This is a genomic window from Ruegeria sp. AB5, from assembly GCF_056542645.1.
In genome coordinates, this window is record NZ_JBQGAE010000006.1 from 219234 (window position 1) to 233634 (window position 14401).

Below are 14401 nucleotides of genomic sequence, written 5' to 3' on the forward strand. Positions count from 1 at the left end.
GCGCCTAGCTCCGCTCAATCGCGACTTCGCCAGTGGTCACATCGACCCGGCTGCGCAGATACAGTTCCAGGGGCATGGGCTGCGCCCACATCACCGCACGGATGTCATATTCCACATGCATCTCGCCCGATTGCTGTTCTGAACGCAGATCGACAGCGACCGAGCCTTTCACGATTCGGGGTTCGAACACTTCGATGGACTCAGCGATGGACTTCTGAATGCGCTGCGCCTGTCGCACCGTTGAGAACGACCCCGATGTCTGACGGATGCCATAGTTCAGAACAGATTTGGACGCATACGGATAGACGTCCTCATCAATCAAGTCTGACTGATCTGTTGTGTTTAGCAACATGGACAGATCGCGCTGAATGATTTCGCGCAAGCGCCCGACATCAATCACACGGGCATCCCGCCCCTCTTTGATCTGATCCGGTGCATCATCGGTCAATCGATCGAGAAGCGAAGGCTGCAGGCGTTCGGCAAGCGTCTTCTCAGCCATCTCCCGCCGTTTCCCCGGCCTCGACAGCCACGTCCAGAACCAGTTCGCGAATGTCCAGCAGCGCAACGTCGGATTTATCCGTGGTCAACAACCGTTGACCCAGCCCCACGAAGGTCTCGCCCCCGGCATCGACCCAACTGGTCGCCCGTGCCAGGCGTGCAGCATCATCACCCAGTTCCGTTGACCCGGCATAGCGCGTCGGGATCAGCGCCGCGATTTCCCCGCCGCTGGCGACGGTCAATGTGCAGGCTGTCCAAACCGCATCGCGCAGGTCACTTGGGGCTTCGATTTCAATTCGTACAATCTGCGAAAATGGCAGCCAGAAATAGCGGCCATTCACAATGATTTCGAGGACCGGACCCAGCCGCATATCGGCATCGGCGATCCATTCGAATGCCTCGCCATTGACTGAGCCCGATGTTGTCGGCGCCGCGTCAAAGGCTTTTCCGCGCAATTCGGCGGCCTGATCGAAATGCCCCCCTGCGGTCAGCTTTTGGGCCTCGATCAGATGCGCCAGCCATTCCTGGGGTTCACCAAAAATCATCGGGGTTTTCTCCCCGGCAAATACCTTTTCGCGATACACTTCGCAGATGATGGCCTCGCGGTAGGTTTTGGCCATCATCGTGGCCGCTTCGTCCATTTCCGCGCTCAGTTTCAACTGGGTGATCGCGCGTTTCCAGTCGCCCATGACACAGAGCAGCTGAAACAGAAAAATCCGCAGCTTGGCATCTGCGGGATTGGCACGGATCTTGTCTTGCAGAGTGGCCAATGTGGCCGCCAGATCGCCTGATTTAAGATGCTCTTCCGGCGTCATGTAACCCTCACGCAGTCAGGATGGAGAAAAGGCGAAGCCCCGGCAGCCGCAGCCACCGGGACCAAACACTGTCGAAACCTTAGCTGACGTCGCCGGTTTCCAGATTCCACAGGAACTCGTTGCAGTCGCTGAGCTTGCCGGTCTTGAAGTCGGCAATCTTGTACTTGATCGAGATACCGCGATACGCGACGGTCCAGCTTTCCGACGGGATCGAGTCTTCACCACCGCTGACCGAGTAGCTGTCAACAATTGCGTCGCGCAGCTTGATGATCAGATAGGGTTCCATGCCTTTCTTCTCGTCGTCACCGGCCCGGCACATGTGGATTGTCATTTCCGAATTCGATTTGCCCGACGCGACATAGGTCATGAGCTTTGCCGAGGCTTTGCTCAACTCGGTTTCCAGCGTGACCTTGCCGAAATTGGCGTTGGCATACCCGCGCTGGGTGGTGCCCATGTCGGACATGTCCAGGGTCCGTGCAACCTCCCACGAGATCGACTTTACCGCGATCCAGTTGTTGTGCTGCTTTTCCCGTGCTTCGCCGGGGAAGTCCATTTCTACAAATACGTTTTCCATTTTTGTCTTCCTCTGTGATTTCTAAATCCGTTTTACCGGGGGGCCATCCCGGCGGCAGTGAAACACATCACACGCCGCCGGTTTTTTTCGACTTTTATCCCGCTTTTTCGGACGGAAGTTTCGACACAAGACGCAACGAGACCGACAGGCCTTCCAATTGATAGTGCGGGCGCAGGAAGAACTTGGACGTGTAGTAGCCCGGGTTCCCTTCCACATCCTCGACAACCACTTCGGCAGAGGCCAGAGGTTTGCGTGCTTTTTCCGCTTCGGCCGAAATATCGGCGTTGAAGTCCACGTATTGGTTGATCCAGCCCTGCAGCCAGGATTCCATATCCTGACGGCTTTTGAACGACCCGACTTTGTCACGCACCATACATTTGAGGTAATGCGCGAATCGGCAGGTCGCGAACAGATATGGCAACCGCGCGGCCAGATTGGCGTTCGCAGTGGCATCCGCGTCATCATATTCCGCTGGTTTGTGCAGAGACTGCGCGCCAATAAAGGTCGCCGAATCGCTGTTCTTGCGGTGGATCAGAGGCATCATGCCGTTTTTGGCCAGCTCAGCCTCGCGACGGTCCGAGATTGCGATCTCGGTCGGGCATTTCATGTCCACGCCGCCATCGTCGGTTGGGAAAGTATGCGCTGGCAGGCCTTCGACCGTACCACCACTTTCCACACCGCGAATACGCGAGCACCAGCCATATTCCTTGAAGGACCGGTTGATGTTCACCGCCATACCGTAGGCCGCGTTGACCCAGCTATAACTGTCGCTGTTTGCACCAGTTGTATCTTCCTCAAACGCAAACTCCTCGACCGGTTCGGTCTTGGACCCGTAAGGCATACGACCCAGGAAGCGCGGCATTGCCAGACCGACATATTTGGCGTCTTCGCTGTCACGCAGCGAACGCCATGCGGCATATTCCGGTGTCTGGAAGATCTTGGTCAGATCACGCGGGTTGGCCAGTTCCGACCAGCTGTCCATCTGGAACAGGCTGGGCTTGGCACCAGTGATCAGCGGAGCATGGGCCGCGGCTGCGATCTTGGACATCTCGCCCAGCAGCTCGATATCCTGCGGGCTGTGGTCGAAATGATAATCAGCCACCAGCGAACCATAGGGTTCACCACCAAATTGACCGAACTCTTCTTCATAGAGCTTCTTGAAGATCGGCGACTGATCCCATGCCGTTCCTTTGAACTTGCGCAGGGTCTTGTGCATGTCCTTTTTCGAGATGTTCATCACGCGGATTTTCAACATCTCGTCGGTTTCGCTGTTGTTCACCAGATAATGCAGACCACGCCACGCGCTTTCCATCTGCTGGAACTCGGCGTGGTGCAGGATCAGGTTGACCTGTTCGGTCAGCTTCTTGTCGATCTCGGCGATAATGCCCTCGATCGACCGCAGCGCGTCGTCCGAAATCAGGCCGGTATTGGCCAGCGCCTGTTCGGCCAGCGTTTTGACGGCGCTTTCAACAGCCGTTTTCGCCTGATCTGATTTTGGGCGGAACTCTTTGGTCAGCAGCGCTTCGAATTCCGAGGACCCAAATGCTGTTGCGCCTTCGGCGGCTTCTACCTTGGCTTCTTCTTCGGCCATCTTTTACTCCTCCTCGGCGGCGTCACTGCCCGGCTTGGGCTGGGCTGCCAATGTCTTCAGCAGCGACGGGTCCTGCATGATCTTGGAAATCAGATCCTCGGCCCCGGTTTTGCCGTCCATATATGTCATCAGGTTGGATAGCTGCGTGCGCGCATCCAGCAGTTCCTTGAGCGGTTCAACCTTTGCCGCAATGGCTGCCGGGCTGAAATCATCCATGCTTTCGAACGTGATATCGACGGCCAGATTGCCCTCGCCCGTCAACGTGTTGGGTACGGTGAACGCAGCACGGGGGGCCATCGACTTCATCCGGTCGTCGAAATTGTCGACATCGATCTCCAGGAACTTGCGGTCCGCCACTGCGGGCTGTTCGACCTCGGATTTCCCGGCCAGGTCGCTCATGACGCCCATGACGAAGGGCAGCTGCACCTTTTTTTCAGCCCCATAGAGCTCAACATCATATTCGATCTGAACCCTCGGAGCCCTGTTCCGGGCTATAAATTTTTGTGAACTGTCAGCCATCTGATGCTCCTCGATTCATCCATCAGTGTTTATCTAAAATCCGCTATCCGGCCGTGGCCAAAGCGGATCAAAACTCGTCGTCGTCTTCTTTAATGCCGCCAATCTGGCGCACCTCATCCAGACCGTCCTTCGCCATGTCCTCGATAATCGTCAGAAAATCGGCATTAACAAGGCGCTTGGCGCGTTCCAGCAGAATGGGCAGCGGGCTTGAAGGCTCGCACCGCGCATAGTAGTCCATGATCCGGTCAAGCATCCGGGTAACGTCTTCGGGTGTATTGATCGCCCCGCCACCAGAAGGGCCAGCGGACGCAGCCCCCGCAGGCGCGCTGTCCGAGACCATATCGTCACTGGCATCGTCTTCATCCGCTTCGCCGACATCGGCATAGCTGGACAATGCCTTCTTGATGCTTTTGAGAGCCTCTGTCAGCGGTTCAAGGTCGGGGCCTTCACCGGGTGTCTTGTCGCTGAACACCGCGTCGATTGCAGCCACATCATCCAGTGCAGACGCAATTGCATCACTGTTGGCCTCAAGCACCTCTTCCTCGGTGTCCTTGAAGGCGGCTGCGACGCTTGTCGCATCCGGCGCATCATCCAGATCCGCCGGCATGTTGATCCGACCCTCGGCCACATCCAAATGGCGCAAGGTCATGCGCCCGAACATGCGACTGTCGGTCAAAGCCGTGCGGCGCAATGCGCGCACCATCCGGTCAGACGACGCCAGTCCGCGCACCGCATTGATGCGCATCGTTGCGTCCCCGTCATCCTCATCCAGTTCGGGATGACAGCTATCCCAGAACTCTTCCAGAAGGGATTTCACATATCCGATAGCACTTGCAAACTCAGGTAGACCCTTGGTGTGCAGAACAGCTTCGGCCAGATAGATCGCCGCGCGCACGTCATGGCTTTTGTCCATGACGGCCAGCGCCTTGTCGTGAACATCTTTCCAATCCTGTTCTTCGGCGGCCACAACCTCGTCGCCCATCTGGCGTTCTTCGCCGGGCTGGGCCGCGATCTCAAGATCAGTAAAGGCCGGATCGTATTCCAGATTCTCTCCGCTAGGAGGCTCGTCGTCTCTGGGTTCCAGATAAGATGAAAGATCCATAATGTCCCTAATACCGTCCTGTTCAATCGCAGCTTGTTGTTCTTGTTGCTTCGCTTACCCTAGCGTCCGCCACCTGTGTATGAATTAGTTCACATGATCGCGAGACAGGCAAACATTTAGCATTTAGTCTGCTGCTTGTGTGGTTAATCAGCCGCATAGAGCATCCAATGTCAAATCCATTATACATGTTTTTCGCAAACGTCGTACCGACTGTTTGAATTCGATATGTGCCGACAAGATCGCGCAAATGAGATGAGCTGAAATTTTGTCTTCCCGGGTACCTGCTGATGCTGCAATGATCAGGGCTGAGCCAGCGCGGCCGGAATACCGGTCGTGGCTGCAGAAACAGGCCGCAGGGGAAAGAAAATGAGAAAGACCATATTCGGTGCTACCGCTCTGATACTGATGGCTGCCACGGCGCAAGCAGACGATGGTCGCCTTGCCGTCGAACTGAACAAATTCGAACCTGCCGAAACCGGCGGATGCCGCGCTTTCTTTTTGTTTCGGAACCAGACCGACAACAGTTTTGAAGAATTCGAGATGTCGTTGGCCATCCTTGACAGCAATGGCGTGATCGACCGGTTGCTGTCCATCGATGCGGCCCCGTTGCCGGTTCAGCGCACGGTGCTGAAGCTGTTCGAAATCCCTGACATCGACTGCTCGAACATATCCGAGATTCTGTTGCACGACCTGCCCGCCTGCAAACCGCAGAACGCCGAACCACTGGATTGCTTCCCGCTGTTGGCGCTGGACAGCAAAACCACAGCAACCCTGGCGCAATAGATCATGTTCGGGTTCGAGACTCTGGGCGCTGGCGGTCCAATCATCGCACTTCTCGCCGCACTTTCACTGCTGTCATTGACGCTGATCGTGGTCAAGACCATCCAACTGGCCGCGGTCCGGGCCGGAAGGGCGACCCGCGATGCGGCTTTGGTGCAATGGTCCAAGGGAGACCGGAAACCTGCTCAGGCTGCGGTGGCGGCGGGGAAATCTCCGGCCGACCGGGTCTGCGGCTATGCCATGCAGGCACTGATCGACGGGTTCAAGGGGCCGGCCCTGCTGGCAGAACTGACACGGCGCGGCAATCTGGAATTTGCGGCGATGAACACCTGGATACGTGTGCTGGAATTGATCGCGATGATCTCACCTCTGCTGGGACTGCTGGGCACTGTCACCGGAATGATTCAGTCCTTTCAGGAACTCGAGCTGGCGCAGGGTGCAGCCAATGCCTCGGTCCTGGCGGGTGGGATCTGGCAGGCCTTGCTGACCACCGCCGCCGGATTGCTTGTCGCGATTCCCGCCGCTGTCGGTGCTTCGCTGCTGTCGGGCCGGGCCGAAGCAGGCGCGCAGGCAATCGAAAACGCCATCGGACAGCTCATGGTCATCGAGGAACGCGGCACACAATAGGGGGACGCACATGTCTGAGGAGCTCAGCCTGAACAGACGCACACCGACGCGGCCCTTGATCTCGCTGGTGCCGATGATCGATGTGATGCTGATCTTGCTGGTGTTCTTCATGGTGACGTCTACTTATCTGAACCTGGACATGATCCCGGCGCTGGCGCAATCAGACCGCCCGGCCCCGACCGAGGTGTCCAACGAATCCACCCCGGCAACCGCTTTGCTCATCCGCATTGGTGCGGATGGGGCGCCGCACTACCGAGGCCAGACGCTCACCTTTGAGGCGCTGGAGGTGCTTCTCTCTGACCGATTGGCCCAAGCCCCTGCCACGCCGGTTGTCCTGCTGCCCACCGGCAGCGCACGGATGCAGGCCCTGGTTACGGTGATGGACGCCGTCACCCGCGCGGGCGTGACGAATATGCGTGTTGTGCGGCTGGAGCCTCGCCCGTGAAGATCACCCGCCCTGCCCAGCGCCATCATCCGGAGACAATCATCGCGCTGATTGATGTCGTCTTTTTCTTGCTGGTCTTTTTCATGCTGATCGGTCGGATGGACGCCACCGCCCCGTTTGACGTTGCTCCGCCGGTTTCACAGACCGGGGCGGATATGCCCGCGGGCGGGTTGACCATGTCGGTCGGGGCCGACGGTCAATTGGCCCTGGACGGAACAGAACTTGCACCCGGCGAGATCGAACAATCGGTCCAAGCCGCTTTGTCAGAACAACCGGATGTGCTCATCCGTATCAATGCCCATCAAGATGCCGCCCTGCGCGACGTATTGCCGTTGATTGCCCGGTTCGAGGCCATGGGCGCGCGGGATGTCGTGCTGGTTGTCACACCGCCGGGTCCGGTTCGGTGAGTCGCACACCGCTGATATGGGGAGGCGCCCTGTTTTGCTCTGTCGCAATTCATGCCGGGGCCGGGGTGGTTCTGTTGTGGTCGACCGAACCCGACCCGGTAGTCGAACAGCCCGTGCCTGAGACCCGCATGCAGCTCTCGGCGCATCAGGTCACACAAAGCACGGCCAACGAAGCCCAGCCGGACACTGAGGCTGTGCCGGAAAAAGACCCAACCGGCGCACGTCTGGATCAAGGGACCATTCCGCAAAGTCTTGCTACCGCACTGGACGCGGCGACCATTGGCGTGGATCTCACCGATCAGGCTGCGGCGCGAACGCAGACGCTGCTTGCCGGGCAGGGTCAAGCCCAGGCACTGGTTGCCGAACAAGCCAGTGCTGTGGCCGTCGCCTCATCGGCGCTGCCTGCCGCCGTATTGGCATCGGGCAGCGTTCCGACTCAGCCGATCGCATTGGCCACGCCCACAACCGACACGGCAATCGCTGTTCAGGCACAGCCGGTCGCCCTCACCCAGACGGTGCCGGATGTGCCAAGGGCAAAGGCGTCCGACGTGTTCTCGGCTGGCGACGACGCCCCGATTGATCCCGTAAGCCTCGCCGCCTTCCAAAGCTTCATGCGCCCCGAAGACGCCGGACAAGCCGCTGAGGATCTGCGCGACGGAATAGACGGGCTATTGGCGCAGGTGCCCTGTTCGCGGCTGCAGGTGCAGTTCCGACCCCAGACCAATACGCTGGACCTGATCGGTCATATCCCGGAAGACGGCCTGCGCGCGCCCGTTCTATCGGCGCTACAGGCACAGATGGGGGCCAATATTCAGGTTGCGGATAACCTGCTGATCCTTCCGCGTCCGCAATGCGGGGCGCTCAGCGGGATTGCCGATGTCGGCCTTCCCCAATCCACGGATCAGATCACCAACCCGCTTTTGGTCGGAGAAGACATTCATACCCGCGAGTTTCGTTACACCAACGGACAACAACTTGTGCTGGAACTGACCGGCGCTGACTATGACGCCTATATATATGTCGACTATTTCGACGCCGAGGGACAGGTGATCCACCTCAGCCCAAATGCCTCGGTGCCGCTGTCCCGAACACCCGCCAAGTCCGAGTTGAGAATTGGGGCCGAGACCCGAGGGGACCCGGGCCTGTTCATCACGATCGGACCACCTTTCGGGCAGGAAATTGCAGTGGCCTTTGCGGCCTCGGCACAGCTGTATCCTGGGGACCGTCCATTGGTGGAACCCGCAGCACCCTATCTAGATTTTCTCAAGGATCGCGTGTCCGCCGCCCGCGCTGCTGATCCGGAATTCAAAGGCGAATGGGTCTACTTTTTCATCACCACTTCCGAGCAATAGGCGCGCCAGAAAAAACACACACCCTGTCGCGCTGAATGAGGATCAGGATGGGCCGGGCCCACATCAAATGACAAGCTCTGCGCCCGTGCTAAATTGCGGGCCTTGGCAAGGCTAGTGCCTCTGGCCCTGCCATCCCAACAGACTGAAACAGGCAAACAGGATAGCGGCCACACAGACAATTGAGGGACCGGCGGGCGTATCCAACACATAGGCCGCCCGCAATCCTGCCACAGCCGAAACCGTGCCAATCGCGGCAGCAATCAGTGCCATGGACTCCGGTGACCGCGCCAAGCTGCGTGCTGCAGCGGCCGGGATGATCAGCAGGGCCGCAATCAGCAATACTCCGACAACCTTGATGGCGACAGCTACGGTCACCGCCAGCGACAGGGTCAGGATCAACTGTTCGCGTTTGGGGTCATAGCCGCTGGCATAGGCCAACTCTTCGTTCAACGTCGCGGTCAAAAGCTGGGACCACCGCCAACCAATCAGCGCAACAACCAGGGCTGCGCCACCCCAGATCACCGCCAGGTCCGACCGTGAGACAGCCAGGATGTCACCGAACAGGTAAGCCATCAAATCAATGCGCACACCGGACAGGAACGATACCGCCACAAGACCAAACGCCAGCGCCGAATGCGCCAGCACGCCCAATAGCGTATCCATCGCGTATCCTCGACTGGACAACACCGTCACCGTCAATGCCATCGCCAATGCAACGGCCAAAGCACCTGCGAAGATCGACATCTGAAAGGTCAGGGACAACGCGACGCCCAGAATGGCGGCATGGGCCGTTGCGTCGCCGAAATAGGCCATACGACGCCAGACGACAAAGCAACCCAACGGTGCCGCCGCAAATGCCACACCAATACCGGCAAGTGTGGCGCGGGTCATAAAATCATCCAGCATCATTCAGCGGCTTCCTGAGAGGTGCGATCATGGTCATGATCATGGTGGTGATCATGGTCATGTCGGTAAAGCGCAAGCGCGCCCCCGGTTCCAGTACCGAACAGGGCCCGGTATTCGGGTGCGGACGCAACCACGGCGGGCGATCCCTGGCAACAGACATGGCCATTGAGGCAAACCACCCTGTCAGACGCGCTCATGACGACGTGCAATTCGTGGCTGATCATCAATATGGCGCAGCCGGTCTCGCGCCGCACGGCCTCGATCTGCTGATAGAACGCCGCTGACCCCGGCTGATCCAGCCCTTGTGTTGCTTCGTCCAGTAGCAGAATCTCTGGTCGGTTGATGAGCGCCCGAGCCAGCAGAACGCGCTGGAATTGCCCGCCGGACAATTGCGACATCTGCCGGTCCAGAAGATCGGGCACACCTGCGGTTTCAAGGACCTCAGAGCAGCGTGCCCGGCTGACCCGGCTTGTCAGACGCATAAACCGTTCGACGGATATGGGCAGGGTCGGGTCGATATGCAGCTTTTGCGGAACGTACCCGATCTTCAAACCTGGTTTGCGCGCAATTCGCCCGGCCGCGGGCTTGGTGGCCCCGATAATAGCCCTGAGCAAACTGGTCTTACCCGACCCGTTCGGCCCGACAATAGTGACGATTTCACCAGGATCGATGGTCATATCCACCTTGCGCAACACGGTATTGGCCCCGTAGCGCACGCTCAGGTCTTCGACGGTGACAAGGGACATTGCTAGGCCTTCTCAGAGCAATCGGGGCAGAGACCTTCGGCTTCTACAACAGTACGCTCGATTTCAAAACCCACAGCACGCGCTGCTTCGCCAAGCGCACCGCTGTCCAGCGCCGAAGACGTTTCGGCCACGGCGTCACAGCTCCGGCAGATCATAAATACGGGGGAATGCGTCGCCCCGGGATGTGCGCAAGCGACAAAGGCATTCAGGCGTTCGACTTTATGCGCGAACCCGTTCTCGACCAGAAAATCCAGCGCACGGTATGCCACCGGAGGCTGCGAGCCGAACCCCGCCTCGCGCAGACGGTCCAGAATGGCATAAGCCCCAAGCGCCTTGTGCTCTTGCAATAACACTTCCAGCGCTTTCCGGCGGACCGGAGTAAAGCGCAGCCCTTTCGCGCTGCAGCTGTCTTCGGCAACACCTAGGCCTGTTTCCACGCAGGAGGCGTGATCGTGGGTGTGAAATCCCAAAAAGGCCGCATTGTCTGCGGGAACAGGTTGCATCTTACTTGTCATGTTATTCCATATCATATATGCCGCCGCATAATGTTATAAAATCACACAGAGGGTCTGATGTCCAGAAAGCTCATTCCAATTTCGATTACAGCCGCTTTGTTGGGCGGTACGGCCATGGCGAATGCCCCCAATGTGGCGGTCGACATCGCTCCGGTCCATTCGCTTGTTGCCCGTGTGATGGACGGCGTGGGCCAGCCCAGTTTGATCGTACAACCGGGTGCATCACCACATGAATACAACCTGCGCCCGTCCGAAGCCTCGGCCCTGCAGGAAGCGGATTTGGTGTTTTGGATCGGCGACGATCTAACCCCCTGGATGGAGAATGCCGTCGCGACACTAGCTGATGGTGCAACCGTCACGACGCTGTCGGAAGCGGATGGAACCGTCTTGCTGGACTTGCGTGAAAACGCTCTGTTCGAAGCGCATGATCACGGTGGCGCAGAAGGTCACGATGATCACGATGACCATGGGCACGACGACCACGATGATCATGACGACCACAAAGACGAACATGCGGATAAAGATCATGACCACGATCATGACAAGGAAGACGAGCACGCGCACGACGATCATGGGCATGACGATCACCACGACCATGCCCATGGCGAACACGACCCGCATGCCTGGTTGTCTCCTGCCAATGCCGAGACCTGGCTGAACGTCATCGCGGCACAATTATCTGCCGCCGATCCGGACAATGCGGGAACTTATTTCGCAAACGCGGCCGCTGCGCGTGAGGAAATGGGTGCCTTGTCGGAGGAGATCGCCGAAAAACTGGCACCTGTTCAAGGCGGAAGCTTTGTCGTTTTTCACGATGCCTACCAGTATTTCGAAGACGCGTTTGATTTCCCGGCCTCGGGGGCAATCTCCCTGAGCGACGCGTCAGACCCAAGCCCGGCACGAATTGCAGAAATCCAGACGCGCATCAAAGACCAAGGGATCAAGTGCGTTCTGTCCGAACCGCAGTTCAATCCCGGCATGATCGAAACCGTCATGGAAGGGTCCGAAGCAAACACCGGTGTGATCGACCCGCTGGGTGCCGAACTCGAACCCGGTGCGGCACTCTATCCACAGCTACTGCGCAATATGGCGGACACACTGGCAGAGTGCCTCTAGCCCGAGCAAAGCGCCCGGTCGGCTGTCCGACCGGGTCGCTACTTTCAGCGCGCGTTCTCCGGCTTGTTTCGAGAATTTACACGGCAATGCGCTGATCCCCTTCCCATCCCCAAAACAGCTGTCTAAAAAGTCCCTCCGACCCGGTAACAGGAGGCCCCATTGGACCGTATCGCCCGCACGATCGCTACCGAAATCAACGCACGTGCCGATCAGGTCGTGGCCGCAGTAAACCTGCTGGACAAAGGCGCGACGGTGCCATTTGTTGCGCGCTACCGCAAAGAGGCGACGGGTGGTTTGGATGATACGCAGCTGCGGACCCTCTCGGAGCGGTTGACGTATTTGCGCGAGCTAGAGGCACGGCGGGACACGATCCTGTCATCCATCAAGGATCAGGGCAAGCTGTCCGAGGATCTGGCAAAGTCGATCGCTCAGGCCGAGACCAAGGCGCAGTTGGAAGACATCTATCTGCCTTACAAACCCAAGCGACGCACCAAGGCGATGATTGCCCGCGAAAACGGGTTGGAGCGGTTGGCTGATGCGATTCTGGCCGACCGCAACGCTGATCCTGAAACGCTGGCGCAAGGCTATCTGTCCGAGGCCGTGCCCACGGCCAAAGACGCTCTGAACGGCGCGCGGGACATCGTGGCGGAACGGCTGACCGAAAACGCCCGCCTGCTGGGTGAGCTGCGCAGTTTCATGCAACGCGAAGCGCTACTGTCTTCGAAGTGCGTGGATGGCAAAGAGAAAGAAGGCGCAAAGTTCAGCGACTATTTTGACCACACCGAGCTTTGGGCGACAACCCCGTCGCACCGGGCACTGGCGATGCTGCGCGCGTCGAAGGAAGGGATCGTCACACTGGATATCGCCCTGGACCCCGATACGGGTGCAGTGCGGGCCGAAACGATCGTTGCGTCCCATCTGCAAACGCGTGGGGACGGTCCGGGCGATGCCTGGTTGCGCAAGGTGGCGGGCTGGACCTGGCGGGTCAAGCTGTCACTGTCGATGATGGTTGAACTGATGGCAGAGCTGCGCCGCCGGGCGCAGGATGAGGCGATTCAGGTGTTTTCGCGCAATCTCAAGGACGTGCTGTTCGCCGCCCCTGCTGGTGCGCGCGCAACACTGGGGCTGGACCCGGGCATTCGCACCGGTGTCAAAGCCGCCGTGGTCGATGCAACCGGTAAGGTGGTGGCGACGGATACGCTGTACCCGTTTCAGCCGAAGAATGATTTGCGAGGGGCACAGGCCGCGATCCTGAACCTGATCTCGGCCCACAAGATCGAACTGATTGCGATTGGCAACGGCACCGCCAGTCGCGAAACGGAACGGCTGGTCGCCGAGACCCTTGGTCTGTTGCCCAAATCGGTCAGGGCGCCCACCAAAACCGTCGTGTCCGAAGCCGGGGCCTCGGTTTACTCCGCTTCGGAACTGGCGGCGCGGGAATTCCCGGATCTGGACGTGTCCTTGCGCGGGGCGGTCTCGATCGCGCGCCGCCTGCAGGACCCGCTGGCCGAGCTTGTGAAGATCGAACCCAAATCCATTGGCGTTGGACAATACCAGCACGATGTCGATCAACATCGCCTGTCGCAATCGCTGGCGTTGGTCATCGAGGATGTGGTGAATGCCGTCGGTGTCGATCTGAACACCGCTTCGGCCCCGCTGCTGTCGCATGTATCGGGCCTTGGGCCTGGTCTGGCCGAGTCCATCGTGCAGCACCGAGATCGCAATGGCGCGTTTAAATCCCGCAAGGATCTGCTGAGAGTCGACCGCCTTGGCCCGCGCGCGTTCGAGCAATGCGCCGGGTTCCTGCGCATCCGGGATGGTGCCGAGCCGCTTGATGCGTCCTCGGTACACCCCGAGGCCTATGATGTGGCGCGACGGGTGGTCGCGGCGTGTGGTCGCGATATCCGTCAGATCATGGGGCACGATGGCGCGCTCAAGGGTCTGCGGGCCGAACAGTTCGCCAATGAAACCTTTGGCTTGCCGACGGTGCGAGACATTTTTGCCGAGCTTGAAAAACCCGGCCGCGATCCCCGTCCCAGCTTTGTCACGGCCGCGTTCCGGGACGGCATCGAAGAGATTACCGACCTCAAACCCGGCATGGTTCTGGAGGGGACAGTGACCAACGTGGCCGCGTTTGGCGCGTTTGTGGATATCGGCGTGCATCAGGACGGGCTTGTCCATGTCAGCCAATTGGCGGACCGTTTCGTCAAGGACCCGCATGAGGTGGTCAAAACCGGTCAGGTCGTGAAAGTGCGCGTGGTCGATGTCGATGTGCCGCGCAAGCGCATCGGATTGAGCCTGCGAAAGGACGGCGGCGCGCAGCGCAGACAATCCTGACGCGAAACAAGGCTGGTTTTGGGTGTTGAAACACGTCATATTCGCGTGACGCCTACTCAACTGTACTCAGC

Annotated in this window: 16 protein-coding genes; 7 read left to right on the forward strand and 9 right to left on the reverse strand. The window is 58.9% G+C overall.

The annotated features are described in order from the left end of the window. Positions 1-4: 4 nt before the first annotated feature. The 6 genes from tssE to tssA form a co-directional block, all read right to left on the reverse strand. Positions 5-499, reverse strand: a complete 495-nt coding sequence (gene tssE / locus ACR0L4_RS13090) for a type VI secretion system baseplate subunit TssE (RefSeq protein WP_170749697.1) — start codon at positions 497-499, stop codon at positions 5-7. Next, positions 492-1313: a type VI secretion system accessory protein TagJ gene (locus tag ACR0L4_RS13095; protein ID WP_480513507.1), complete on the reverse strand. Its 822-nt coding sequence runs from the start codon at positions 1311-1313 to the stop codon at positions 492-494. Before ACR0L4_RS13095 ends, tssE begins: the two co-directional genes overlap by 8 nt. A 79-nt stretch (positions 1314-1392) precedes the next feature. Next, positions 1393-1887 (reverse strand): Hcp family type VI secretion system effector, encoded by a 495-nt coding sequence (locus tag ACR0L4_RS13100; protein WP_170749699.1) that lies wholly within the window; start codon positions 1885-1887, stop codon positions 1393-1395. Between the two features lie 94 nt (positions 1888-1981). Then, on the reverse strand, positions 1982-3478 hold the full coding sequence (gene tssC, locus ACR0L4_RS13105; protein WP_170749700.1) for a type VI secretion system contractile sheath large subunit: 1497 nt from the start codon (positions 3476-3478) through the stop codon (positions 1982-1984). Between the two features lie 3 nt (positions 3479-3481). Continuing rightward, positions 3482-3997 (reverse strand): type VI secretion system contractile sheath small subunit, encoded by a 516-nt coding sequence (tssB, locus tag ACR0L4_RS13110; RefSeq protein WP_170749701.1) that lies wholly within the window; start codon positions 3995-3997, stop codon positions 3482-3484. A 67-nt stretch (positions 3998-4064) separates the two neighbouring features. Continuing rightward, a complete protein-coding gene (tssA, locus tag ACR0L4_RS13115) occupies positions 4065-5099 on the reverse strand; it encodes a type VI secretion system protein TssA (protein WP_170749702.1) in 1035 nt (344 codons plus the stop codon). A gap of 366 nt (positions 5100-5465) precedes the next feature. Between tssA and ACR0L4_RS13120 the strand changes: the two genes are divergently transcribed. From ACR0L4_RS13120 to ACR0L4_RS13140, 5 genes are read left to right on the forward strand one after another with little or no spacing between them, the layout of a single operon-like run. After that, positions 5466-5882, forward strand: coding sequence for a hypothetical protein (locus ACR0L4_RS13120; protein ID WP_170749703.1), 417 nt, complete (start codon positions 5466-5468; stop codon positions 5880-5882). Between the two features lie 3 nt (positions 5883-5885). Beyond that, positions 5886-6506: a MotA/TolQ/ExbB proton channel family protein gene (locus ACR0L4_RS13125; RefSeq protein ID WP_170749704.1), complete on the forward strand. Its 621-nt coding sequence runs from the start codon at positions 5886-5888 to the stop codon at positions 6504-6506. Between the two features lie 10 nt (positions 6507-6516). Further along, positions 6517-6951: an ExbD/TolR family protein gene (locus tag ACR0L4_RS13130; protein ID WP_170749705.1), complete on the forward strand. Its 435-nt coding sequence runs from the start codon at positions 6517-6519 to the stop codon at positions 6949-6951. Next, a complete protein-coding gene (locus ACR0L4_RS13135) occupies positions 6948-7358 on the forward strand; it encodes an ExbD/TolR family protein (protein WP_170749706.1) in 411 nt (136 codons plus the stop codon). Before ACR0L4_RS13130 ends, ACR0L4_RS13135 begins: the two co-directional genes overlap by 4 nt. Continuing rightward, a complete protein-coding gene (locus tag ACR0L4_RS13140) occupies positions 7355-8710 on the forward strand; it encodes a DUF4384 domain-containing protein (RefSeq protein WP_480513512.1) in 1356 nt (451 codons plus the stop codon). Before ACR0L4_RS13135 ends, ACR0L4_RS13140 begins: the two co-directional genes overlap by 4 nt. A 111-nt stretch (positions 8711-8821) precedes the next feature. Here ACR0L4_RS13140 and ACR0L4_RS13145 read toward each other — a convergent pair whose 3' ends face one another. The 3 genes from ACR0L4_RS13145 to ACR0L4_RS13155 are packed head-to-tail and all read right to left on the reverse strand — an operon-like array spanning position 8822 to position 10865. Beyond that, on the reverse strand, positions 8822-9616 hold the full coding sequence (locus ACR0L4_RS13145; RefSeq protein WP_170749790.1) for a metal ABC transporter permease: 795 nt from the start codon (positions 9614-9616) through the stop codon (positions 8822-8824). Continuing rightward, complete coding sequence (locus ACR0L4_RS13150; protein WP_480513514.1) at positions 9616-10362, reverse strand: metal ABC transporter ATP-binding protein; 747 nt, start codon at positions 10360-10362, stop codon at positions 9616-9618. The genes ACR0L4_RS13145 and ACR0L4_RS13150 overlap by 1 nt, the downstream gene beginning before the upstream one ends. 2 nt (positions 10363-10364) lie before the next feature. After that, complete coding sequence (locus ACR0L4_RS13155; RefSeq protein ID WP_480513516.1) at positions 10365-10865, reverse strand: transcriptional repressor; 501 nt, start codon at positions 10863-10865, stop codon at positions 10365-10367. 69 nt (positions 10866-10934) lie between these two features. On the opposite strand from ACR0L4_RS13155, the gene ACR0L4_RS13160 reads away from it, so the two are divergent. Continuing rightward, entirely contained in the window at positions 10935-11993 is a 1059-nt protein-coding gene (locus tag ACR0L4_RS13160; protein WP_480513518.1) for a zinc ABC transporter substrate-binding protein, read from the forward strand. 159 nt (positions 11994-12152) lie between these two features. Further along, on the forward strand, positions 12153-14330 hold the full coding sequence (locus tag ACR0L4_RS13165; protein WP_480513520.1) for a Tex family protein: 2178 nt from the start codon (positions 12153-12155) through the stop codon (positions 14328-14330). Positions 14331-14401 lie beyond the last annotated feature (71 nt).

Excerpts from the sequence above, each read along its gene's own strand:
- ACR0L4_RS13150 (WP_480513514.1), bottom strand. The coding sequence starts at position 10,362 with ATGTCCCTTGTCACCGTCGAAGACCTGAGCGTGCGCTACGGGGCCAAT.
- ACR0L4_RS13130 (WP_170749705.1), top strand. The coding sequence starts at position 6,517 with ATGTCTGAGGAGCTCAGCCTGAACAGACGCACACCGACGCGGCCCTTG.
- ACR0L4_RS13120 (WP_170749703.1), top strand. The coding sequence starts at position 5,466 with ATGAGAAAGACCATATTCGGTGCTACCGCTCTGATACTGATGGCTGCC.
- tssE (WP_170749697.1), bottom strand. The coding sequence starts at position 499 with ATGGCTGAGAAGACGCTTGCCGAACGCCTGCAGCCTTCGCTTCTCGAT.
- ACR0L4_RS13095 (WP_480513507.1), bottom strand. The coding sequence starts at position 1,313 with ATGACGCCGGAAGAGCATCTTAAATCAGGCGATCTGGCGGCCACATTG.
- tssB (WP_170749701.1), bottom strand. The coding sequence starts at position 3,997 with ATGGCTGACAGTTCACAAAAATTTATAGCCCGGAACAGGGCTCCGAGG.
- tssC (WP_170749700.1), bottom strand. The coding sequence starts at position 3,478 with ATGGCCGAAGAAGAAGCCAAGGTAGAAGCCGCCGAAGGCGCAACAGCA.
- tssA (WP_170749702.1), bottom strand. The coding sequence starts at position 5,099 with ATGGATCTTTCATCTTATCTGGAACCCAGAGACGACGAGCCTCCTAGC.
- ACR0L4_RS13145 (WP_170749790.1), bottom strand. The coding sequence starts at position 9,616 with ATGCTGGATGATTTTATGACCCGCGCCACACTTGCCGGTATTGGTGTG.
- ACR0L4_RS13125 (WP_170749704.1), top strand. The coding sequence starts at position 5,886 with ATGTTCGGGTTCGAGACTCTGGGCGCTGGCGGTCCAATCATCGCACTT.
- ACR0L4_RS13160 (WP_480513518.1), top strand. The coding sequence starts at position 10,935 with ATGTCCAGAAAGCTCATTCCAATTTCGATTACAGCCGCTTTGTTGGGC.
- ACR0L4_RS13155 (WP_480513516.1), bottom strand. The coding sequence starts at position 10,865 with ATGCAACCTGTTCCCGCAGACAATGCGGCCTTTTTGGGATTTCACACC.
- ACR0L4_RS13100 (WP_170749699.1), bottom strand. The coding sequence starts at position 1,887 with ATGGAAAACGTATTTGTAGAAATGGACTTCCCCGGCGAAGCACGGGAA.